This window comes from Rhizobium brockwellii (assembly GCF_000769405.2).
GTDB classification, from domain to species: domain Bacteria; phylum Pseudomonadota; class Alphaproteobacteria; order Rhizobiales; family Rhizobiaceae; genus Rhizobium; species Rhizobium brockwellii.
Genome location: NZ_CP053439.1, coordinates 1506839 through 1529653 on the forward strand (window position 1 = coordinate 1506839; position 22815 = coordinate 1529653).

The 22815-nt window shown below is 58.9% G+C and carries 20 protein-coding genes and 1 pseudogene; 9 read left to right on the plus strand and 12 right to left on the minus strand.

Annotated features, from left to right (window positions below; genetic code table 11):
- Positions 1-202 precede the first annotated feature (202 nt).
- Positions 203-3049 carry an ATP-binding protein gene (locus RLCC275e_RS07665; protein ID WP_033179830.1) on the plus strand — a complete coding sequence of 949 codons (2847 nt, stop codon included), beginning with the start codon at positions 203-205 and terminating at the stop codon, positions 3047-3049.
- A 96-nt stretch (positions 3050-3145) separates the two neighbouring features.
- Here the strand turns inward: RLCC275e_RS07665 and RLCC275e_RS07670 are convergent.
- From RLCC275e_RS07670 to RLCC275e_RS07700, 7 genes and pseudogenes are all read right to left on the minus strand, one after another.
- Positions 3146-3835: pseudogene (locus tag RLCC275e_RS07670) on the minus strand (epoxide hydrolase); the annotation flags it as partial.
- Between the two features lie 164 nt (positions 3836-3999).
- Complete coding sequence (locus RLCC275e_RS07675; protein WP_033179831.1) at positions 4000-4671, minus strand: VOC family protein; 672 nt, start codon at positions 4669-4671, stop codon at positions 4000-4002.
- A gap of 180 nt (positions 4672-4851) precedes the next feature.
- A complete protein-coding gene (locus tag RLCC275e_RS07680) occupies positions 4852-5475 on the minus strand; it encodes a cysteine hydrolase family protein (RefSeq protein ID WP_033179832.1) in 624 nt (207 codons plus the stop codon).
- Positions 5476-5509: 34 nt separating this feature from the next.
- Positions 5510-6043: a hypothetical protein gene (locus RLCC275e_RS07685; RefSeq protein WP_033179833.1), complete on the minus strand. Its 534-nt coding sequence runs from the start codon at positions 6041-6043 to the stop codon at positions 5510-5512.
- A gap of 154 nt (positions 6044-6197) precedes the next feature.
- Positions 6198-7208 carry an enoyl-CoA hydratase/isomerase family protein gene (locus RLCC275e_RS07690; protein ID WP_033179834.1) on the minus strand — a complete coding sequence of 337 codons (1011 nt, stop codon included), beginning with the start codon at positions 7206-7208 and terminating at the stop codon, positions 6198-6200.
- 153 nt (positions 7209-7361) lie between these two features.
- Complete coding sequence (locus tag RLCC275e_RS07695; protein ID WP_003558658.1) at positions 7362-7832, minus strand: RidA family protein; 471 nt, start codon at positions 7830-7832, stop codon at positions 7362-7364.
- Positions 7826-8551 (minus strand): SDR family NAD(P)-dependent oxidoreductase, encoded by a 726-nt coding sequence (locus tag RLCC275e_RS07700; protein ID WP_033179835.1) that lies wholly within the window; start codon positions 8549-8551, stop codon positions 7826-7828. Before RLCC275e_RS07700 ends, RLCC275e_RS07695 begins: the two co-directional genes overlap by 7 nt.
- A gap of 356 nt (positions 8552-8907) precedes the next feature.
- On the opposite strand from RLCC275e_RS07700, the gene RLCC275e_RS07705 reads away from it, so the two are divergent.
- The gene (locus RLCC275e_RS07705; RefSeq protein WP_033179836.1) at positions 8908-9381 is read left to right on the plus strand and encodes a YybH family protein; all 474 of its coding nucleotides are present in this window, start codon (positions 8908-8910) and stop codon (positions 9379-9381) included.
- A gap of 225 nt (positions 9382-9606) precedes the next feature.
- Positions 9607-10311: a type 1 glutamine amidotransferase domain-containing protein gene (locus tag RLCC275e_RS07710; protein ID WP_033179837.1), complete on the plus strand. Its 705-nt coding sequence runs from the start codon at positions 9607-9609 to the stop codon at positions 10309-10311.
- Positions 10312-10427: 116 nt separating this feature from the next.
- Here the strand turns inward: RLCC275e_RS07710 and RLCC275e_RS07715 are convergent, their stop codons facing one another.
- A complete protein-coding gene (locus tag RLCC275e_RS07715) occupies positions 10428-11219 on the minus strand; it encodes a phenylalanine 4-monooxygenase (RefSeq protein WP_033179838.1) in 792 nt (263 codons plus the stop codon).
- 123 nt (positions 11220-11342) lie between these two features.
- On the opposite strand from RLCC275e_RS07715, the gene RLCC275e_RS07720 reads away from it, so the two are divergent.
- On the plus strand, positions 11343-11804 hold the full coding sequence (locus RLCC275e_RS07720) for an Lrp/AsnC family transcriptional regulator (protein WP_003558669.1): 462 nt from the start codon (positions 11343-11345) through the stop codon (positions 11802-11804).
- Between the two features lie 111 nt (positions 11805-11915).
- On the opposite strand, the gene RLCC275e_RS07725 is transcribed toward RLCC275e_RS07720, so the two are convergent.
- Positions 11916-12395 (minus strand): Lrp/AsnC family transcriptional regulator, encoded by a 480-nt coding sequence (locus RLCC275e_RS07725; RefSeq protein WP_003558671.1) that lies wholly within the window; start codon positions 12393-12395, stop codon positions 11916-11918.
- A gap of 130 nt (positions 12396-12525) precedes the next feature.
- Here RLCC275e_RS07725 and hppD point away from each other — a divergent pair, with 130 nt between their 5' ends.
- From hppD to maiA, 4 genes are all read left to right on the plus strand, one after another.
- Complete coding sequence (hppD, locus tag RLCC275e_RS07730) at positions 12526-13635, plus strand: 4-hydroxyphenylpyruvate dioxygenase (protein ID WP_033179839.1); 1110 nt, start codon at positions 12526-12528, stop codon at positions 13633-13635.
- 61 nt (positions 13636-13696) lie between these two features.
- On the plus strand, positions 13697-15058 hold the full coding sequence (hmgA, locus tag RLCC275e_RS07735; RefSeq protein ID WP_033179840.1) for a homogentisate 1,2-dioxygenase: 1362 nt from the start codon (positions 13697-13699) through the stop codon (positions 15056-15058).
- 40 nt (positions 15059-15098) lie between these two features.
- The gene (locus RLCC275e_RS07740) at positions 15099-16124 is read left to right on the plus strand and encodes a fumarylacetoacetate hydrolase family protein (protein WP_033179841.1); all 1026 of its coding nucleotides are present in this window, start codon (positions 15099-15101) and stop codon (positions 16122-16124) included.
- Positions 16121-16750, plus strand: coding sequence for a maleylacetoacetate isomerase (maiA, locus tag RLCC275e_RS07745; RefSeq protein ID WP_033179842.1), 630 nt, complete (start codon positions 16121-16123; stop codon positions 16748-16750). Before RLCC275e_RS07740 ends, maiA begins: the two co-directional genes overlap by 4 nt.
- Positions 16751-17514: 764 nt before the next feature.
- Here the strand turns inward: maiA and RLCC275e_RS07750 are convergent.
- On the minus strand, positions 17515-19119 hold the full coding sequence (locus tag RLCC275e_RS07750; protein ID WP_082229711.1) for an anti-phage dCTP deaminase: 1605 nt from the start codon (positions 19117-19119) through the stop codon (positions 17515-17517).
- 103 nt (positions 19120-19222) lie between these two features.
- On the opposite strand from RLCC275e_RS07750, the gene RLCC275e_RS07755 reads away from it, so the two are divergent.
- A complete protein-coding gene (locus RLCC275e_RS07755) occupies positions 19223-19390 on the plus strand; it encodes a hypothetical protein (protein WP_165418915.1) in 168 nt (55 codons plus the stop codon).
- Positions 19391-19955: 565 nt separating this feature from the next.
- Here RLCC275e_RS07755 and RLCC275e_RS07760 read toward each other — a convergent pair.
- Positions 19956-21596, minus strand: a complete 1641-nt coding sequence (locus RLCC275e_RS07760; RefSeq protein ID WP_141653410.1) for a tetratricopeptide repeat protein — start codon at positions 21594-21596, stop codon at positions 19956-19958.
- On the minus strand, positions 21597-22691 hold the full coding sequence (locus RLCC275e_RS07765) for a protein kinase domain-containing protein (RefSeq protein ID WP_130668023.1): 1095 nt from the start codon (positions 22689-22691) through the stop codon (positions 21597-21599).
- Positions 22692-22815: the final 124 nt, after the last annotated feature.

Consider the following 22815-nt stretch of genomic DNA (forward strand, 5'->3'; position numbering starts at 1 on the left):
CCGACTGTTGTCGATCGCGCTATGCTGCTGGCATTTCTTTTAGAGAACGGTGACACGCAACGCCACTTAAGCGGTATGAGAGAATCTGAAAAATCCTGAAGTACTGCTTATGGGACGCTTCGGTGCTCCTGGAGTAAGTCGCGTGCTTGTGATTTGATAGCCCCTAAATTATTATGGTTTCGACGAATGAGGTCGGATCGCTTTGGGACAGATCGAGTTAGGCCTATTCGAGTGCTGCGGTTGGGAGCTCGATCTCGCGAAGCGAGAGCTGCGTGCTTTGGGAGCCCCGGTCCCGATCGGTAGTCGGGCCTTCGAAATCCTGGAAACGCTTATCGTTTCGGCCGGCGAAATCGTATCCAAAGACGAGCTTATGAAGCGGGTCTGGCCAGGACTCGTTGTCGAGGACAATACGATTCAAGTTCACATATCGGCCATTCGCAAGGCGCTCGGCAAGGATAGGAACTTGCTGAAGACCATCTCGGGCCGAGGCTATCGGATTCTCGGTGATTGGACGTGCCACGGCGAACCAGCAAACACTCGGGCACCGGCGCCTCCCATGCGCTTGCGATCGACCGAGAGTTCATTTTTTACGAACATTCCTGCCTCAATGTCGGATCTGGTAGGCCGGCAGACGACCATCGCCCAGGTTCTGAACCTTATTTCTGCTTACCGTGTTGTGACTCTGACTGGCCCAGGCGGTATCGGAAAGACGGTGCTTGCGTCGGAAATCGCCCGCCACTTGCTACCATCGCTCAATGGTGACGCCTTCTTCGTCGAACTTGTATCCCTGTCTGATCCAGACCTCGTTCCGACCACCCTGGCTCAAACGCTGGATTTGCATCTTCAAGGAGATGAGATTTCCGCCGATCTGGTGGCGCGAGCCATCGGAGCGAGGAAGATGTTGTTGGTCATTGATAACTGCGAACATGTCATCGACGCGGCCGCTGCGATGGTCGAGGCGATCGTGCGCGCTTGCCGGAACGTATCGGTGCTCGCGACAAGTCGAGAGCTTCTGCGTATCGAAGGAGAATTCGCCTATCGCGTACCTCCGCTCGAGGTTCCTGCGAGCGAGGACGTCGGCAACGCCCTGGAACACAGCGCGGTCCAGCTCTTCATCGCCCGCACCCGCGCCTTGCTGTGGGATTTCGCGCCAAGCCAGGAGAAGCTGTCCGCTATCGCCGCAATATGTCGGCATCTGGACGGCATCCCACTTGCCATAGAATTTGCCGCCGCACGCGCTGCGACCCTTGGCATCCAACAGATCGCCGGCCGATTGGACGATCGCTTTGTACTCCTTACCGGCGGACGCAGGACGGCTCTGCCTCGTCACCAGACGTTACGTGCGGCGCTGGACTGGAGCTATGAATTGTTGCCGGAAACCGAACGCCAGCTTCTTCGCAATCTGGCGATATTCCCGGCCGGCTTTACCTTGGACGCCGCCGTGGCGGTCAGTGGGGAAGCCGAGGCGGAAACGGCCCTCGGAATCTCCAATCTTGTCTCGAAGTCGCTGGTGACATTCGAGGGGGCGGAAACAGGTCCTCGCTGGCGTCTACTCGAAACGGTGCGCGCTTACGCGCTCGAAAAGCTCGGGGATCGCGAACATTACCAACGCACCATGCGCAGGCTGACGAAGTATTTTCTTTCGTTCTTTCGCCCGTTTTCGGAGGAGCGTCATCTTCAGGCCGCGATCGAAGAAATTGGCCGCTATCGCCGGGAAATCGACAATGTGCGTGCCGCGTTGAGATGGGCTCTCTCGCCCGACGGGGACGGAGTTCTGGGCGCAAGACTCGCCGCCACCACGAGCGATTTCTGGACGGCCATATCGCTTGTTTCCGAAGCTGGCGACTGGGCGCAAAAGGCGCTCGAATATATCGGAGAAGAGAGCGGGAGCCGTACGGAGATGGTCCTGCGATGTGCCCTGGGATTTGCGCTGATCTATACCCAGGGCATGAGCCATCGCGGCAGGGAAGTGCTGACGGGCGCCCTCCAGCTGGCGAAAGAATTCGATGACTTTGACTACCAGCAGCGGGTGACATGCGCTCTATGGCTCTTTTCCGCCCGATCGATGGAATTGGAAGACGCGCTGGCTTTCGCTCGAGAATACGAGCAGGTAGCCAAGGGGCGAGATCTACAGTCGCGGGCTACGGCCGCATGGCTCGTGGGAATCCCTCAGACCTACCAGGCGGAGCACCAGGAAGCTGGCGAGCGCCTTGAATGGGCGGCGAGGCACTTTCCCTTCGACAATCGCCGCAAGGATATGCTGAGGCTAGGAGCAGACGTTCGGACGTCGTCCTTGGCCCACAATACAGTGAACCTGGTCTCACGGGGGCAATTGGATACGGCGGTTCGAACCGCAGAGGACTCCATCCGGGAAGCACGCGAAACACGGCAGCCCTTCGTCCTATGTGTCGCTCTTGCATGGGCGGCTGCCTTCGTTTCGCTTAGCCTTGACGAAGTGCATCGAGCCAAAGAGTACGGCGAGGAATTGCTCGATCACGCATTCCAGCATGGCCTGCGCCCTTTTCACGCGGTGGGCTTGTGCGTCACGGGCAGTCTGGCGTCCAGGGCAGGCAAGCCCAGAGATGGGATCGATGCACTTCGATCTGGCCTCGGCGACATGCGTGAAGCAGCATACCTGCTATTCTATCCCTTTTTCCTGTGCGAGCTCGCGTCCGCGATGCAGGCCACGGGCCGTTTCGATGAGGGCCTTCAGGAAATCGAAAATGCTTTTCATTTCTCAAAGGACAAGGGCTACCGCTGGATGGTGCCCGAGATCCTGAGAAGGAAGGGGGAGATATTGGCAGCTCAGAACACCAGCGATGCCTTTTTGGTCAAGAACCTATTCCGGCAGGCGATGCAACAGGCCTCGGCACAAGGCGGTATCTATTGGCAAATTGCAGCAGGCAACAGCCTCGTTGAGTTCCTCGATGGGAATGGTGAACGCTGCTCGGCTCGCGGCATCCTCCTTCCGATCTACGAGCAGTTCACGGAAGGGTTTTCCAGCGCCAAACTGTCACGAGCAAAGATCCTGATTGAGGGGCTAGGTTGAACCAAAAGCCGGCAACACTGCCGCAGCCACCCCGCAACCAACGCAAGGAGCAAGGCCGCCGGGAGACCGGCGACCATGCAGGCGGCTGAAACGCGCTTAGGCTCTCACTGCGCGGAACGCAGTCCGGAGCTCTTCACAGAGCACCTTCGTCTGCTCCCACGCCGCGAAGTGCCCTCCCTTCGCGAGCCTGTTGTAGTGAATCAGATTGGGATAGGCCCGCTCCGTCCAGCTGCACGGCGCGGCATAGATTTCGTCGGGAAACACGCTGACCGCAACCGGAATCTTGACGTTCTTCACGGCGAAGAATTCAAGCTTATTCTCCCAGTAAAGGCGTGCCGATGAGACGGCCGTGTTCGTGAGCCAGTAAAGGGTCACGTTGTCAAGGATGTCGTCTCGCGTCAGGCCTGCCGCCTCGCCGTCGAATACGCGGGCGATCAGCTCATAACTTCGGATGTCGTGATCAATCATCCATGCGGCAAGGCCAACGGGTGAATCCGCAATGCCGATCAAGGTCTGCGGACGGTTTGCCATTTCAATCGCGTAGCCGAGGCCATGTTTATAGAAGTCGTCGAGCTGGTTGTAGGCGTGTTCCTCGTCGGCTGATAGTCCGGCAGGCTTGGCGCCTCCCGGCCGTAGAGCGGCCGCGATGTCGTCCGGGACAGTGGCGGGCATATTGACGTGAATGCCGACCAGTTCCGGCGGGGCGATCAGCGCCATCTGCTCAGTCACGGCGTCACCCCAATCGCCGCCTTGGGCAACATATTTCGAGTAGCCGAGGCGTTTCATCGCGGAATGCTTGAGCACGTTCACGTCGAGGCATGCCGTCGGGTTCTGATCGGTCGGCGCTCATTGTCGCCCTTCCGCAGGTCGCTCACTCTCCAAATCGCGTTCAAAGGGCCTCACGTCCCACTTGTCTGGGAAGAGCTCCGTTTGGCGAGGCTCCCCTCAACCTACGCGGGCAACGTAGATCCGGACTGCTCGGCGACCATGTATTCAGCGTACCAATCGGGCCAGGCTTCATCGTGGCGGCCGCCGTCGCGTTTCTCATGCTCGCCGTGTGCGGCAGCAGCCCTCTTTAGAGCGTTGGCGAGATCGCTTGCAGAGGCAAACAAGGCGCCGGTTGCTTCGATGCGTCCGGGAAGGCGTGCGGTCACCTCCTGGAACACCCAACCGTTGCCATCCGGATCGGAGAAGGATGCGAAAGAGGAATAGCTGCTGCGCGAGGGGTGGGGACCTGCGAGGCGGCCTTCATCGTTCTTGTGGTGGAATACGCCACCCTCGTCGTGGAAGACGCCGCTTACTTTGGCGCCACGCGAAGCAACGGCGGTCCGCGCCGTCTCGATGTCGGAGACGATGAGGTGGAGCCCCTGCGCGGAACCTGGGTCCGCGGACGTGAGGCCACTGCCAAAAATGACGGAACATGGCGAACCAGGGGGAGTGACCTGAACGACCCGAAAGCCGCCCTCGCCAGATACGTCGGCATCCAGCCTCCAGCCGAGACCTGTATAGAAACTCTTTGCCCGGTCGACGTCGGACACCGGAATAACAACAACTTCGAGCTTCATGTCGACTTTGTCTGACAGTCCGTTCGTAACGGCTACGTTGCGCTCTTGGATGGTCACGTTGTTTCTCCTTGGATCGGTTGCTTCACTAGGTTGTGGCGGGACGATAAGGCGGCCGATCAGCTGCGTCTGTTGTCTGATGGTATCGGCGAGGCAGGGTTCGGATCGGATAGAACCCGCAACCCACTGTTCCTATCGGCAGAAGACAAAGGCGAAGGGCATCACGACATCAGCCGTTGGTCAAACCGCAAGAGCGGCCACGATGTCATGCGTGGTCACGATCGCACTGGCGTAGTTGGGCATGTTGATTTCCAGAGCCGCGTGCATCATCTCGTCCGAGTAGTCCGCAACTGCGTCTCTGACCACTGTGACGTCATAACCGAGTTCGGCCGCAAAGCGGACCGTGGCTTCGATACAGGTATGGGCGACCAGGCCGATGACGATAATCCTCTGGATGCTGTGCCGCTTCAGTTCCAGATCGAGATCGGTGTTGGCAAAGCCGCTTGAGCACCAGTGTTCCGACGCGACGATCTCACCTGGCGCCGGAACGAACTCGGCGCGGAATTCGCCGCCCCAGGTGCCGTACTCGAAACTCCTGCGGTGCCAAGCTGCCCGTTGTATGGGAGCGAGGTATTTCCAATTCTCGTAGTCTCCCTCGCGAAACCGGTGATGCATGGCGAAGAATACGCGAAATTTCGCAGCGCGTGCGGTTGTCAGAACTTCGAGCATGTGCGGAACGCAGTTGTTCGCTTCCGCAACGTCCTTGATACGAGGCCAGATTTTGCCGCCCTCGGAGATGAAATCGTTATAGGGGTCGACCACCACCAAGCCGGTGTTGTCAGGATCATAGGACAAGGGTGTCATGGTGTTCTCCGTGCGGCGGGGACCGCTTCGATGATCAGATCTCACCGAGCGCAGCGCGCTCGATGTTCGCGGCGAAGAGCGGTGTCTCGCCCTTATTGTGCGCGATGGACATCGGCTGGCGCTGCGTTCGGAATATGTCGAATGGAATTCCCTGGCGGTCGAGGAAGGCGAGCATCTCGTCCGTCGCGTAGGACCTGACGCGGTTGGTGAATTCGCACCTCGCCTCGTCGATCTTCTTGACGCTCAACTCCCAGGTCACGTGGATGGTCGTGCGGCCCGACGGCGTGAACACATCCGAGTCAGAGTCGAGGATCAGGTGATCCTTCTCAGCCAGCGTCTCGACGTAGTGTTGGACCATAAGGCTGCCTCCAATGGTCTCGACGTTGATTGACATCCGCCTGCCGTCCGGCGCCTTCGTGAAGCCGGCCGCGATGTGGGCTGGAGAGCAGCCCTGGTAATCCTTCTCGGATAAGGTGAAGCACCACTGGGGGATGTCGACCTTCTCGATCGGCGCGTTGATGATTGCGGAAAAGCTTGAATCAACGATCTGGGTCTCAACACTGCGCATGTCGTCTCTCCATTGTTCATCTGACGGGCGCGGCCGCAGGTCGAGGCCTGCGATACGCGCGAAGCGGATTCTCCGGCATTACCAGGCCACTCGCTACAGCAGACACCGTAGGTGCCCGCGAGACCTGCTGTTCACGCATGGGCACCTCTTCGGCCTACTTGTCGGCCAAGGTCTGCGTGTAGTGGCCGAGCCTCGATTCGATGTCGGAATTCGTCTGCAGGCCTATGCCCATCAACCGCCCGATATTCTTCTGCGCGACGGGCCGCTGGACCGAGCTGATGAAGGCGTCCCAGCCGGCGCCAATCTCGGGGTCGGACGGAAGGCTGGCGAAGTCGACAAGTCGTTTCGTATCCGCGATGGCCTGCCGGTCGAAACCGGAGATCCGCTTCGCCAGAGCGTCGACGAACGGATCGAGTTTGTCGTCAGGGAACGAACGGTTGACGTAACCGTACTGCTCCGCAAGGTCGCCATTGACGTCGTCCGATCCGAGCAGCACTTCAAGCGCGCGCCCTCTGCCCATGAGTCTGGGAAGGCGTGCCATCGGACCGCCGCCCGGAACGAAGCCAGCGCCGACTTCCCATTGTGACAGGATGGCCTTTTCTCGGCTGGCAAAACGCATGTCGCTCGCCAGGGCGAGTTCACTTCCGACTCCCGTGGCCCGTCCTCGGATCAACGCGATGGATACGACCGGCGCCTTGCTCAATCGCACCAGCATGTCCGGAAGAGGATGAAGGCCGGTGCGCCCCGACGGAAGGCTTGTCGACTCCTCCAGAGGTGGCGTGAAGTTGTAATGCGTCAGGAAGAAGCCCGGCACGTCACTGTCGAACACGACGACCCGAAGGCCTGGATCCGTCTCGATGTCGGCAATGACTTTTTCGAGCTGCGGAATGGTCTCCGGACCAAAGATGTTGAATGGAGGGTTGTCGAATGTGACCCGCCAGTAGGCCGGCGTCCTCTTGTCAACTTTGACCTCGGACTTTTGCGCGGTGTCGGATGCCGGCTTCGATTGAGCCGTACTGTCAGCCTTGACAGGAGCCGGCGACTGACCGGCGAGCGCAAGTGCCGGGAGCATCACGAGCGTCGCGGCTGTAAGGAACTTGGACGAGAGGGCGACGATGCCCGGAACCAGCTGGGACTGGAACCTTTCCGATGATCTGATCTTCATGATAGTCTCCATATCGAGGGTGGGACAGCGAAACTCTTCGCTAGAGCATGATGCCGAAAAGTGTGCGCGGTTTTCGGACGACATCATGCTCTATTTCTTTGATTTGGATCAGGATTCAGATTTTAGGCCGATCGGGCCTAAAATCATCCTGATCTAGGGTTCGATCTCGAGGACGAGTTCGATTTCGACCGGCATTCCCAGCGGGATGCTGGAGACGCCGAGAACGACGCGTGGCGGAATCCTTTCCGCTCCGAAGATATCGAGCAGGAGCTCTGAGGCTCCGTCTGCCACTTTCGGATGTTCGCGGAACTTGTCAGGCGCCGCGATGTAGACGCCGAGCTTCGCGACCCGGCGAACCCGGTTCAGCGATCCCAAGTGCGACCTGGCGGCGGCGAGGCCGCTGAGGCATGCGGTGCGTGCGGCATCATAGCCTTCCAGGATCGAAAGCTCTTCACCGACGCGTCCGAAGTAGACGGGATCGTGGCCAACCACTGGAAGCATGCCGCTGAGGAACAATAGCGGCCCTGACTGGATTGCCTCGACATAGGCGCCGAAAGGCGTCGGCGGGGAAGGGAGGGTAATGGCGAGTTCCGCCAGGCGCGCCTCCGCGTCACGGGCTACCATTTCCCGAGATGTGCGCCGTTGTCGACGTGCAGCACCTCCCCAGTGATATTCGCGGCCTCGGTCAGATACACAACGCCGTCGACGATCTCCTGGATGGCCGTGATCGTTCCCATCGGCGAAAGGGACTTGAGAAAGTCTCTAGGATTCGTTGCATGCAGCGGCGTATCGACGACGCCCGGCGACACCGCATTTATGCGGATATTGTCCCTGGCGAATTCCATCGCAAGGTTCTTGGTGATCGCATTGAGGCCGCCTTTCGTGATCATGGCGACCGATGCCATCACGCCGGCAATGGGGTGGTCCGTCAGCGACGACGTAATGGTGACGACGCTTCCTCCGGACTTCTGACGTTGCATCTGCCTGACGGCTTGCTGCGTGAAATGGATGAACCCTTCGACATTCGTCGCGGAGAGGCGCCGGTAGTCGTCGATCGTAAAATCGAGAAAGGGCTTGGTGAGGAAAACGCCTGCATTGTTGACAAGCGCGTCGATCGAACCGAATTTTTCGACGGCCTGCTGCGCCACACGCTCCGCGGTCTTCGGGTCGGCGACATCGCCATCGACCAACGCCAGCCGGTCCGTGCGCTCGAATGCTGTCGTCTCGCCGATGCGTCTCGATGTCCCGACGACGTTGTATCCCCTGTCGAGGAAGCTCTTCACCAGCCCGGCGCCAATCCCTTGGGATGCCCCGGTGATCACCACAGTCTTGTGCACGCTCATTTCCGCCTCCGTTGCCGCACGCATCGACCAGTCCCTGCCGCCAAAGGCCGCGGGTGCCCGCTCGATCGCCAGATTCTTGTGCTGTTACCGGCCTTCGGCCGGGAACGGTTTCGACGCTTCCGTGATCCGTTCTGCCAAGACCATCGCGCCAAAAGCGGTTCCCGCCTATTGTACGAAGGTGTCGCCGATACCTTTGGGTCGGCTGGCGAAACCGGCCGCCGATCATTGCAGCAGAAATCGAACGCGCGCGGTTGCCGACACCATCGTACAATGGAATCCGCATTTCCCTTTCCTCATCCTCGGCGAGCCCACCCCAGCTGGCGCTCCCTTGAAATCAAACGGAAAGAGGTCACGACATGCAGCAGAGACATTTCATTGAGATCACGGGAAAAGAGCCGAGGGCTGGCAATGGTGATCCCCTCGACGCGCTGAAAGACTTCTACAGTGCGTTCAACACCGCCGACATGCCGGCGCTGGAAGCCATCTGGGTCGAGGGTGAGGCCCCGAGCATGGATAATCCTATCGGTGGAATCAGACGCGGGTGGGGTGCGATTGCCGAAGGGTACTCCAAGCTCTTCGAAGGTCATGCGAAGGTGCAGGTGACTTTCCACGACTTCACGAGCCAGGGCGGCGAAGACTGGCACCTCTTTGTCGGTCGTGAACGAGGCCAATGCGAGACGCTTAAGGAGACGCTCGATGTCGCTTTCCGCACGACACGCTGGTTCATTCGAACAAATGGTCTTTGGCGGCAACTCCACCATCACGGTTCCGTCGAGGACCCCAAGATGCTTGCCGACTACCAAAGACTGATCTTCGGGGAGAGCCGATAGAGCTTTTGCGACCGTCGCCTCCTCGCGGTCTCGATCGCCACGCGGTTCCCTCGGCCGTCCTGCGGGAAAGCGAACGTTGTTGCCATGAATGCAGGCAGCGCACAGGGCAACCAACACTAAGGTATCGCCGATACCAAGGTGCAACTGTGGCGGGGTGGGAAACTTGACATATTTACTCTCACGCAGCCGGCTTTGACTGCGGTCGAACAAAGAAGGAGTGCACAGATGAAGATCCTGATGGTGTTTACGTCCCACGATATTCTTGGCAAGACCGGGCGAAAAACCGGGTTCTGGCTCGAGGAGGGCGCGGCCCCCTATTACGTGTTTCGTGATGCGGGCGTTGAACTGACACTCGCTTCTCCGAAGGGCGGCCAGCCGCCGGTCGATCCGAAGAGCGACCTGCCGGAAAACCAGACGCTGCCCATGGCGCGGTTCAAGCAGGATCCGGCAGCACAGAGAGTGTTCGCGACGACAGAGAAGCTAAGCGATATGCGCTCCGAGAACTTCGACGCCGTGTTCTATCCGGGCGGCCACGGACCGATGTGGGACCTGGTCGACAACACGGACTCAATCTCCCTGATTGAGTCCTTTTATAATTCCGGGAAGCCGGTCGCGGCGGTCTGCCACGCACCTGCTGTTCTGCATCGGGTGACCTACAAGGGCGCGCCGATCGTCAAAGGAAAACGCGTCACAGGATTCGCAAATAGCGAAGAGGAAGAGGTTCAGCTCACGGACGTCGTGCCGTTCCTGGTCGAAGATGAATTGAAGCGGCTCGGCGGACTTTATGAAAAAGCGCCGAACTGGCAGAGCTTCGCCATTACGGACGGCCGGTTGATCACCGGACAGAACCCGGCTTCTTCGACTGCCGGGGCGCAGGCCCTCGTCGAACTGCTTGCCAAGCAGTCTACGGCCGGTTCGAATGCTGCGTGAGTGACGACTGAGGTGGCCAGGCTGACAAATGCAGGATGCGTGGTCGCAAGCCCTTTGATTTGCGACCACGAAAACGCGTCTTAGGCAGCTGATCGTCCCGGCCTGTCATCCGCAACTCACGACGCTTTGGCTTCGAAAGCCGGGGCGAAATCACCCAGCGATTTTGCCTTGAGGATCGTGGCCTCGATATCCTGATCCACGATCGCTTCAAGATCGGCGAAGCCGTCGATGACATAATAGATCGGCTGAAGGATATCGATCCGGTAGGGCGTCCTGAGAACGCTCAGCAGATCGAACCGCCGGAATTCGCAAGCCTTGCCCTCCATTGCCGCCTTCGCTTCGCTGGGAGATGAGACGATGCCCGCGCCGAAGCAGCGGCGGCCTTGCGGCGTATTGATCAGGCCGAATTCGACGGTGAACCAGAAGATCCGGAACAGGTGCCATGAATAGCCCTTGCCGAGGCGGACGGCGGTTTCGCCGAAATGCCGGACGAAATTGGCGTAACTCTGGTTGGTGAGCATGGGGCAGTGGCCGAAAACCTCGTGGAACAGGTCCGGTTCCTCGATATAGTCGATATGCTCGCGACGGCGGAGGAAAGTTGCTAGCGGGAATTTGCCTTGCGACAGAAGCTCGTAAAAGCGCGAGGGCGGAATGAGCGCCGGCACGCCTTCGACGCCAAAGCCGGTGGTCTCGTTCAGGCGTCTGTTGACGTCGAGAAGCTGAGGCACCTTATCGGGTTTCAGCCCCAGCATTTTGACGCCGTCCAGATACTCGCGGCAGGCGGTATCGGAAAGCAGCGTCATCTGACGCCGGTAGAGTTCACCCCAGATAACATCTTCATCCGGGGTGTAGTCGTACAAACCGTCCGGGCCGGCCAGTTTGGCGGTGTAACTGCTTTCCTTGGTCATAGGCTGATCCTCCCACGCAGGGCGCTATTCCTGCCATTATGATCCGGGTTTGGAGGATTTTCTTTTCTTTCATGCTGGCTATCGCCATAATGGTGGCAAATATTCCCGAATGAGATGCAAAAAATGAAAGAACCTGGGAACTTTCGCCGTAAGCTTCTGCAGCTCGTCCAGGCCGACGGCAGCCTTTCGCTGGCCGACCTGGCGGAAAAGGCCGGCATGTCGCAGAGCTCGGCCTGGCGGAAGATCCAGGAACTGGAAGCCGACGGCGTCATCCGCAAGCGTGTGACATTGCTTGATCCTGGAAAACTCGATCTCAAGCTCTGCGTCATCGCGCATGTCACGCTGGAGGATCACCATGAGGAGGCAGTCGCATCTTTCGCTTCGATGGTGTTGGAGCGGCCGGAGATCATGGAGTGTTACGCCTTGTCGGGCGCCTTCGACTATATGCTGAAGATAAGGGCAAGCGACGTGGAAAGCTACGAAGCGTTCATGACCCGCTATCTGATGCGCAACCCGCATGTGCGCACGGTCGTCTCGAGCTTTGTGCTGCGCGAGCTGAAATTCTCGACCGAACTGCCGATCTAAAGCAATTCCAGGAAAAGTGTGAAGCGGTTTTCCGTCCGGAATTGCGTAAAAAGGGTGATGTGACGTTTATCGCCGCACGAGGCAGCGGAATCATCGAGTGCTGTCGCCATGTCAATGGCCCGGCATGAGCACTGGAAAGCCTTCGAATGTCTTCAGCGTGTCGAGGACGATCGACGTCTTCACGTGCTGCACCGACTCATGGGGCAACAGCACGTCGTTGACGAATTTGGAGAGGTCGGCGAGCCCGCGGGTCGCCACCGTCAGGTGATAATCCATTTCACCGGTCAGCGCATAGGCTTCGAGAACTTCCGGCAGTCCGTTGATCAGCTGCGAAAATCGGCGGGCATTGTCTCTGTTGTGGGTCGCAAGCGTCACGGAAATGACCACCAGCATATCGAGGCCCAGCTTCTGCCGATCGAGGTAAGCGCGGTAGCTGCGGATATATCCTTCAGCCTCCAGTCTCGTCCGCCGGCGCGAGCATTGCGATGGTGAAAGCGCGATCCGCTCGCCCAACTCGTTGTTCGTCAGCCTGCCGTCTTTTTGAAGTTCCTGGAGCAGGCGCAGATCCAATTTGTCGAGCGGTTCATCCATTGCACGAAATCTCCAAAACACTCACGGATCGTGCATAATCTCTTCCTGGAGCATAAAGATTGCAAGAACTTTGCACGCGTTTTGGGCCACACTTTGCGTATCAAATGCAATCTCCTCTGGAGGAAAGAAAATGGGTCCTTTCCCGCATGACGCGCCGCCCTCGGAAATCACCGCCGACAATCCGGCCGGTACCGACGGCTTCGAATTCGTAGAGTTCGCCCATCCTGAGCCCGAGACGCTGCGCGAGCTCTTCACGCGCATGGGCTATGTTGCGGTCGCCAGGCACAAGACGAAAGACATCACCGTCTGGCGCCAGGGTGACATCAACTATGTCCTGAACGCCGAACCCGGCAGCCACGCCGCGCGTTTCGTCGCAAATCATGGTCCCTGCGCCCCATCGATGGCCTGGCGCGTCGTCGACGCCAAGCACGCTTTCGACCACGCGGTGTCAAAAGGCGCTGTTCCCTATCAAGGGGATGACAAGATGCTCGACGTCCCGGCGATTGTCGGCATCGGCGGCTCGCTGCTCTATTTCGTCGAGACCTATGGTGCCAAGGGATCGGCCTACGAGGCCGAGTTCGACTGGCTTGGCGAGAGCAACCCGAATCCCCAGGGGATCGGCTTCTATTATCTCGACCATCTGACGCACAACGTCTTCCGCGGCAACATGGACAAGTGGTGGGATTTTTACCGCAACCTGTTCAATTTCAAGCAGATCCACTTCTTCGATATCGATGGGCGCATCACCGGTCTGGTGAGCCGCGCCATCACCTCGCCCTGTGGCAAAATCCGCATTCCGTTGAATGAATCGAAGGACGACACCAGCCAGATCGAGGAATATCTGAAGAAGTACAAGGGCGAAGGCATTCAGCACATCGCCGTTGGAACGGAGGATATTTACGACGCCACCGACAGGCTTGCCGACAACGGCTTGCGCTTCATGCCGGGTCCGCCGGAGACCTATTACGATATGTCCTATGAGCGCGTGAACGGCCATAGTGAACCTGTCGAACGCATGAAGAAGCACGGCATCCTCATCGATGGCGAAGGTGTGGTGAATGGCGGCATGACGAAAATCCTGCTGCAGATCTTCTCCAAGACCGTCATCGGCCCGATCTTCTTCGAATTCATCCAGCGCAAGGGCGACGAAGGCTTCGGCGAAGGCAACTTCCGGGCGCTTTTCGAGTCGATCGAGGCCGATCAGATCAAGCGTGGTGTCATCGGGACTGCAGCGGAGTAAACTCACTAGCGCCGCGCATCTTTCAGACGCGTGGCGCTGGAGTGTTCGGGGAGGAGTGAGCATGGACCAGACATCGATCCAGACGTCGGATGGTGAAGCCGCAACGGGAAACACGCTGAAATATATGCCGGGGTTCGGCAATGATTTCGAAACCGAGTCGCTTCCCGGCGCCTTGCCGCAGGGCCAGAACAGCCCGCAGAAATGCAACTATGGTCTCTATGCGGAGCAGCTTTCCGGCTCGCCGTTCACTGCGCCGCGCGGGACCAACGAACGGTCCTGGCTTTACCGCATCCGCCCGAGCGTGCGTCACACCCGCCGCTTCTCCAACGCGTCCTATCCGCTCTGGAAAACCGCGCCCTGTCTCGACGAACATTCGCTTCCTCTCGGCCAGCTTCGCTGGGATCCCATCCCCGCACCCGCGGAGAGGCTGACATTCCTCGAAGGGGTGCGGACCATCACGACGGCAGGCGATGCCGCCACCCAGGTGGGCATGTCAGCCCATGCCTATGTCTTTAATGAGGACATGGTCGACGACTACTTCTTCAATGCCGATGGTGAATTGCTGATCGTGCCGCAGCTCGGCGCCATCAGAGTGTTCACCGAGATGGGCATCATGGATGTCGAGCCCCTGGAAATATGCCTGATCCCGCGCGGCATGATGTTCAAGATCATGAGGGGTGGCGACCAGACGGTCTGGCGTGGCTATATCTGCGAGAATTACGGCGCGAAATTTACCCTGCCGGACCGTGGGCCGATCGGCGCCAACTGCCTGGCAAACCCGCGCGACTTCAAGACGCCTGTCGCCGCATTCGAGGACAAGGAAACGCCGTGCCGCGTCCATGTGAAGTGGTGCGGGAAATTCTATGTCACTGACATCGGCCACTCGCCGCTTGATGTGGTGGCCTGGCACGGCAACTACGCCCCGTTCAAATACGACCTGCGGACGTTCTCGCCGGTTGGCGCCATCCGCTTCGATCATCCCGATCCGTCGATTTTTTCGGTGCTGACCGCGCCGACCGAAGATGCGGGGACAGCGAATGTCGATTTCGTGATCTTTCCGCCGCGCTGGCTGGTCGCCGAGCACACGTTTCGTCCGCCCTGGTACCACCGCAACATCATGAGCGAATTCATGGGGCTGATCCACGGCCAGTATGATGCCAAGGAGGAGGGCTTCGTGCCTGGTGGCATGAGCCTGCACAACATGATGCTTCCGCACGGGCCGGATGCGCTCGCCTTCGAAAAGGCATCCAATACCGAGCTCAAACCCGTGAAGCTCGATCACACCATGGCCTTCATGTTCGAGACCCGGTACCCGCAGCAACTGACGAAATACGCAGCCGAACTCAAGACGCTGCAGGATAATTACCTGGAATGCTGGGATGGCCTGGAACGCAAGTTCGACGGAACCCCCGGTATCAAGTGATGCATCAACTGAAGTCATCCTCCGGCACGGGATCTCGGACATGAAGCTTGCGACGTTAAAAGACTCCACGCGGGACGGCCGGCTCGTCGTCGTTTCCCGCGACCTGACCCGCTGTTCCGAGGTCGGTCATATCGCCCGCACATTGCAGGCAGCACTCGATGACTGGGAGCATGTGGCTCCGAGGCTCGCGCTGATTGCCGAAGGGCTTGAGACCGGCGCCCAGCCGACGATCCGGTTTCACGAACATGACGCAACGTCACCTCTGCCGCGGGCCTATCAATGGGCCGATGGTTCCGCTTACGTCAACCATGTCGAACTGGTGCGCAAGGCGCGCGGCGCCGAGATGCCGGCGAGCTTCTGGACCGATCCGCTGATCTATCAAGGCGGGTCGGACGCGTTCCTTGCGCCTCGCGACCCGATCTTGGCGGCTGACGAGGCTTATGGGATTGACATGGAGGGCGAGGTCGCCGTCATCACCGGCGACGTTGCCATGGGTTCCAGTCCGGAGGCCGCACGCGACGCCATCTGCCTAGTGATGCTCGTCAACGACGTGTCGCTGCGCGGTCTGATCCCGGGCGAATTGGCGAAGGGATTTGGTTTCTTCCAGTCCAAGCCGGCATCGGCATTTTCTCCGGTCGCCGTGACGCCGGACGAGCTCGGAGATGCTTGGGACGGCGGCAAGCTGCATCTTCCGCTGCTGGTGAGCTTGAACGGCAAGCCATTCGGCAAGGCCAACGCCGGCATCGACATGACCTTCGATTTTGGCCAGTTGATCGCCCATGCCGCCAAAACCCGCAATCTCGCGGCCGGAACGATCATCGGCTCGGGAACGGTGTCCAACAAGCTCGACGGCGGCCCGGGCAAGCCGGTGGAAGGCGGCGGAAGCGGTTACTCCTGCATCGCCGAACTCAGGATGATCGAGACGATCGAGACCGGATCGCCGAAGACCCCCTTCATGAGGTTCGGGGATCAAGTCCGCATCGAGATGAAGGATCATGCCGGCCATTCGATCTTCGGGGCGATCGAGCAGACGGTCGAAAAATACCAAGGGGCCGACCGGCGATGAGCGAGGTCGTCCTTTACGACTACTGGCGATCATCGGCGAGCTATCGCGTCCGCATCGCGCTCAATCTCTTGGGCGTCGATTATCAGACCGTGCCCATCAACCTGTTGGAAGGGGAGCACAAGACGCCAGAATATCTGGCGCTCAACCCGCAGGGACTGGTGCCGACATTGGTGATCGACGGAAGAATCCTGACGCAATCGCTGGCAATCATCGAATATCTGGCCGAGCTTCAGCCGGAAAGCGGACTAATGCCGCTTGATATTGCCGATCGCCAGAAAGTCCGCGCCCTCGCATATGCAGTCGCCATGGACATCCATCCGATCTGCAACCTGCATGTCGTGTCGCATCTGATGAGCATGACCGAGAAGCCCGACGCCCGCGAGGAATGGATGAAGCATTTCATTGCCGACGGACTGCGCAAACTGGAAGCGATGATCGGCGAAGCCGGCGCGTTCAGCTTTGGGGATGCGCCGACCATGGCCGACCTCTGTCTCGTTCCCCAGGTCTACAACGCCCGCCGCTGGGGCGTTGAGTTGACCGCTTTCAAGCGCATCGTCGACATCGACGGCAGATGCGCCGAACTGCTGGCATTTCAGGCGGCGCATCCCGACCGTGTGAAACCGTAACGGCAGAGCGGGGCCTGGGACAAAATTCGAAGAAGCGCCCCTTCTTCCTGCGGCTCTCGATCGATTGTCGGCACGCACCGGATCGCGTGGACTGGGATCTCCCGATCGCGGCGAGGAGCCGGCGTTTACTTGTATCAACACTTCTGATTGTGCCGCTTGTCAGAAGATTGTCCCTTGTGCATTGATCAGATGCTTGGGATCGCCGGTCCGCAGACGAGATGCGGCAATTGTTTGGGCGAGGCGGTCATCGCGGTGACCGTCGTAAAGCGACGGCGCTCTAACACTTTCAATCAACACGTCCTGCTTTCCGAAAATCGATTCCGATTTCGGGCCGATGCGTTAGCAGCCGTCAAGCACTTTGAGGTCTTGCCAAACATATAGGTGGTCTGGACATCGGCGCGACCCTGGCAGCGACGGCCGTCACTGGTGACGTATTGGTACGAAACCCTGACATCATTATTGCCGCGCAGCGCCGTGCCTGTGAGTTTGAGCGGCTGCGACATCGCGCCGAAGAAGGCGTGGATCGACACTTCGTTGAAGGCCCCCTGGCCGCGCTTCTCCGGAATGACCAGCGCTGAGGCGGTTTCACCAAAAGGATGATGCGCTCGAATTCGATTGCGACGGCCAATTGAGATATTGCGATTACGCGTCAGAGATCCGATTGACAGACAATGACCGTAGGTTTGGGCCGGGCCTCGGTTCGATTATCGCGCGTCGGCTCCGACGAAGCGTCCTTCGGTAGGTCCAACTTGAATTGATAGAGTCTATGAGATGTCGGTGAAAGCCTTTGTCTTTCTTCGGCCGCGCGGCGGCCCCTTTTTGCTTGGTGTCGCCCCGGCCCGATCAGCGGATTGCTTCGCAAGTTCCAGGATGTTGTCCACCACCAGCGATATCGCTGGCTCTTCGTTGGCGATGTAGGACGGGCTCTTATCCTCGATCCTAGGGACCGGCTTTTTCTCCGCCCACTGCAATGCCTTCCCATCGGAAGTCTTGCGTTTCTTCTTCTCGAAGATGTCGCGATATCGACGCGGAGAAATCCCGATGAAGGGTTCGAAGAGCACTTTGGTGTATTGTTCGGAAGGTGAAAAGGTGATCGAGTCCTCGTGAAGATCCTTGGCGTGGCTTTTCGGGTAGGGTTCTAGAAACACGACACGTCGTATGCCGGAGGACACGATGTGCTTCGCACACATGTGGCACGGGAACGTGGTCGTGAAGAGAATGGAGTCGGCCAACGCTTTGCCCTTGCGGGCCGCATCCGTAATCGCCGACATCTCCGCATGGATGATGCGGCCGAACTCGATGATGTCCATCACGCGGGAGTCGGAGATGAGTCCTTCGGACATCATCTTCTTCACTTGGTTGGACGTCGCGCCTTCCTTCTCGAGCTTGTCGGAGAGGTAGCCTAGCTGCCCCATACGATCCACGAGGTCGTGAAGCAGACGAAGCTTTCGGCTATGGTTTCCGTCCTCGCCTTCTTCGAAATCGCGATGGGGAGCGCCCGCATCGTCGCACCAATAAGTGCCGCCGAATGCTTTCGGCACCTCGTTGCAGCCAAGCGTGATGATCTCACCACGATCCGAGAAGATCGCCGCGCCGATCTGTCGAGAGAGGTCGAGTGAGCGGAGAGATGCGCCGGCCGCGGCGTACATTCCATACTCGCCCTTTGTGGGAGACAGCCCGTTATGACCGAAGAAGGCGTGGACGAATCTTTCGACGACCTCCTTCGCCTCGCCCCCGCCCTGACCGGGAACGAAGACATCGCCGAGGTGAAAGACGTCGGAGACACGCTGCCCGAAGATCTCTGCGACCTCGTTATGATCGCGAGCGATGAGGTCGATGGCCTCCTTTTCCGCTTTGTCGTCTTCAACGATCTCAGTGCCGAATCCTTTGATCTTCTTCATGAGCTGCCGACGGCGCTCGTCGGGATCGGAGTAGATCGAGACTTGTACGAACTTCCGGCCATAAACCGCGCGAAGAAGGCTGATTTCTTCCTCCCGCTTGAGTTGACGAATGATGTAGGCAGTTCCGAGTGCAGGCTGATCCGGGCCTTTGCCGGTCAGGCGAGCTCTTCTACGTCGAATGTCGCTGATGGCGAGGCAGGCGAGAGCACCGTTGTTATTCACCTTTCGGCGAACCTCGTCGGCATGACCGATGAGCGATCTGTACCGATTGCCGTAGGTGTCTTCATCAACGACGATATGGGGAAGGACGTCGCGCATCACCTGTGTGATGTGGACCATCTCGCTCCTGTACTGGACATCCGCTAGCGCTTCCTTCAAGAAGCGTACGATCGCATCAAGGTCGACGCCGATTGGCCCGACAAGTCCAATAACGATCTCCGGGTCGTCGACGGTGGCTGCAGTGGTCAATCGTGGCTCCTAAGGGGAACATTAAGGACTGTGGTGCGATTATCATATCGCGCCTTTGTTAATACGAGTATTATCGAGTCGGGATCACTTGGAGGGTGTAGTGATGAAAGCCAACCTAGCCGTGCAGGACACATCCACAAGCAAAGAGCGCGGAGATGAGCTGCGCGCGATCATGAAGAATGCCGTCAAAAACGTTCTGGAGCGTCCGGAAACTCTTCGCGGACCATACGTCATTCGCGACGCTGATTTGAAGCTCAGCGAGCAGCGCTGAAGCTTTCGCGCGAGCGATACCCGCTCGCGCCTCAAAACACCATTTTCCCTTCAAGCGGTTTGCTCGCGGTGGCTCGAGCGATGATGCCTTGCAATGTGCGGCAGTGGCTGGTTCGAGCAACGTCGAGGAAGTCAACCTCGGACCTTATTGATCACCACCCTGCTGATAAGAAGCTTACCGCCGCTGAACTGGGAAGTGCCAAAGAGACGGAGCGCGGGTTGAAGTTCATCTCCGCCTCAAGATTTCGCGCATCGCGGCCGAGCCATCGGCCGAGGCGCATGGCAGCGCTCGATTGCCCGGCGCGCAAGGCCGCCCGCAAGGATGGGATGATGTGCCGCGTGGCAGCCATCGCATACAGGGTCACTAGATTGAAGAGGTCGCCGGAGCCGCCCGTCGAGCGAGGGACGAGATGATGGAATGTCAGCGTCGCACGAGTTGATTTTCGTCGAGCATGAGACGCAACGGAACTGGTTTCTCGCCAGAACAAAGGCGTCGGTTGCCTTCCCAATTATCTAACTTCAAGATTCGTTCGTTGAGCGGCGTGGTGCTCGGAAGGCGAGCTCGTCTAGTCGTCGCCGAGAACGCGAGGGCTGTCATCTCCGATCACATCGTCCCATTTGACCGCGCCGATCGACGCAAGCGCTTGCGACTTGATCGCACTGACACGAACACCATCGGCGACCTGCTTGCGAAGCACGGCGATATCTTTGGGAATGGTGAAGCCTCTTTTCGTCGCCAGTTCCAGGTTGCTGTCAATCTTCCCGAGTAGGGACTCACCCTGGCTGAGATCCAAGCGAGAGACTTCGCGCGAGAGATAGCAAATAGCTCGGAACGCCAGCCCCCGATTCTTGGCCGCGAGTGCTTTCTCGATCGCAGCCATGTAATTGGCCGCACCGGCTTCATAATTGCCTTCGCGAAAATTGATCAACCCCCCGGTTGCTATGACCACGACGTCGTCATCGTCTTCGCCCAGGGAAGCTTGTGCCTTCCCGATGAGGTGGCGAGCGTCGTCGAACCGGCCTTGCAGCGCTTTGACGGCGGCAAGGTTGTTGAGAAGCGTCTTGTTCTTTGGGTTTGCAAGCAGACCGTAGGCGCCGATTGTCGCGGCACTGTCGAGCGCTTCCATTGTGACGCAGCCTATGAACGTGGCGAGAATGGCTGGGCGCGCACTGAAGGGCTCGATTTTCCGCCAGTCTCCGCAATGAGCGACGGCCTCCTCCCAGGATGAGCGTTCGTAAGCAGAATATGCCGAAGCCTCCTGGGACAGTGAGACGTCGACGTTGAGTTCCGCGTGCTTAAAATCAGCCCTGTGACGGGCGACCCAATCGATCTGCGCAATAGCATTCTCCGTCGGGCTTTCCGCACCTCGACGAAGCATCCGAATCGCTTGCTTTCGAGAGCCTGCCTCGTACTCCATGCTTCCCATCTGAACGGCAAGTTCAGAGACGTCACGAGAAGAAAATCTGGCATCGCCGAGCAGGGACTTAGCCCCACGCCAGCCGGTCGGAACGCGTCCAGACGCTGCCTGGATCGCGAAAAGCGCAGATCTGAGCCATGGGTCGGAGAGCGTCGCGTCGGATGCATTCAGGAAGTGTAGCGCCTCGTCAGGATCGCCGACATGCATGAAGAAGCGTGAAGTAGCCCTGAGGACGTATCTGTCGTCTGGACGGAGGATGAGCGCACGGCGGAGGAGCGACCATGCGGATTTCCTCTGACCGACGTTTGCGTATAGGAGCGCAGACTCTGCCAACCGTAGAGCGTCGCGTGGATTGAGTTCTAGCAGGCGTTTCCGCTTGGCGATCTCGACCCTGATCTGCGCCTCCTCGACCGGAAGGTTGGCATCACCCTCGCCATTGGTATTGCGGGCCAGAACTCGACGAACGAAGTTCATCCTGGCGTCGTCCTCGCTGCCCCTCTCGATTAGCGATAGGCCTGCACGTTCCGCTCGCGGGTCATCCAGCCGGTCCGCGAGGAGAGCAAGGCCTATCAGTTCTTCTGCGTCTTCGAGCGTATTCGTCGCGAGCCATCTCTCGGCCGATCGATTGAATTCGGTCTCGAGAAAGTGGCTCGCTTCCTCAACGAGGCCCGTCTGCAATGGCGACGCCGCGCGCGAGGTTGCGCCGAGTTCTCCAAGAAGCCGCGACTCTTTAATTGAGAGCCATCGAGGAATGGTCTGACGATTCGACTGGTCGTCGCTGTCGATCACTTATACAGCCATTCGGTGAACAAGATCGGCGCGCTTCGCGAGCCGATCGAAAATCGCAATGTAGCGCTCCAGCGAGAATCGGTTGCCGGCCTTTACCCTGTCCAAGGGATGGCCTCGGAATGCGGGGTCGGGGTTGCAAAGCTCTGAAGCCGCCTTTGTGAGGTCTTCGGCAACCATTGGATCCAACGCCCCATTCAACTCCGAGAGCAAGTCGGTGAAGTGATGCTGAACTACAGGCAGGGCTGCGAGGTATGTCCCGTTCCACGTCCCGTGGATGGTCTGCGGACGTTCAGATACTGCAAGGCGAGATACCAGTTGCTGCGTGCAGCCGAAGCCGGTCGCGAAGAAGAAAATCATGCTGCCGAGGAGGTAGAGGTCGCATCCAAGACGTCGCGTGGCGAAGTCCGGATCAAGCTGCGCATAGAGGATCTCAGGAGGCGCATAACCGAAGTCGCCTGAGAAGAGCAGGTCGTCGTGAGGACCCGCGGTCCCATCGTAGATCGCGCGGCCGAGGTCTGCGACGCGGAAATCACGTGTGTTGCCGAACGCGAGGACATTCGACGGCTTCAAGTCTTGATGTGCGATCCGCCGGGAGTGCAGCTGCTGCAGTCCGACCGCAATCTGGTGCATCGCATGAAGCCACCAGGAAAGTCGGAGAGAGTCGTTAACCCGTTGGACACGGCGCCGGACGTCGCCATCAGCCAGTTCGAATATAAGATAGGGGGCCTTGTCCTGCAGATTCACGCCGACCGAGACCTGGCCACTCTCAAGAGCGATCACGACCCTGTCCATCTTCTCGCCCTCACAGATTTTCAGCAGCAGAGCTTCGAAGCTGTGTGCCGACGTGATCTGGTGAAGCTCCATGAGCATATTCGGCGAATGCATCGCCGATGTAAGGTCTATCGCTTTGAGGAAAGCCCGCCTGCCGTCCTTCTCGACGATGTAAGGAACTGAAAAGTGGCCGCCGGTTCCGTTATAGTGATCACTGCCGAGACCGGTGCAGGGATCCCAGCCGACGGTTTCAACAACCTTCCACCCGCTCGATAGCTGCTTGCCCAAGAGCTTCCAGGCTCCGGCGAGATGTTCGACTGTCATTCCTAACTCCCGTTTAAGATAGATCCCTCCGTCCCGGATCACGTCGCTTCTCACTTTTCAGGCGTTGTTTCCGGTCGCTCTCGCAGCCGGAAACTTTATCTTTTGGTTACTAGGCGGCATTTCA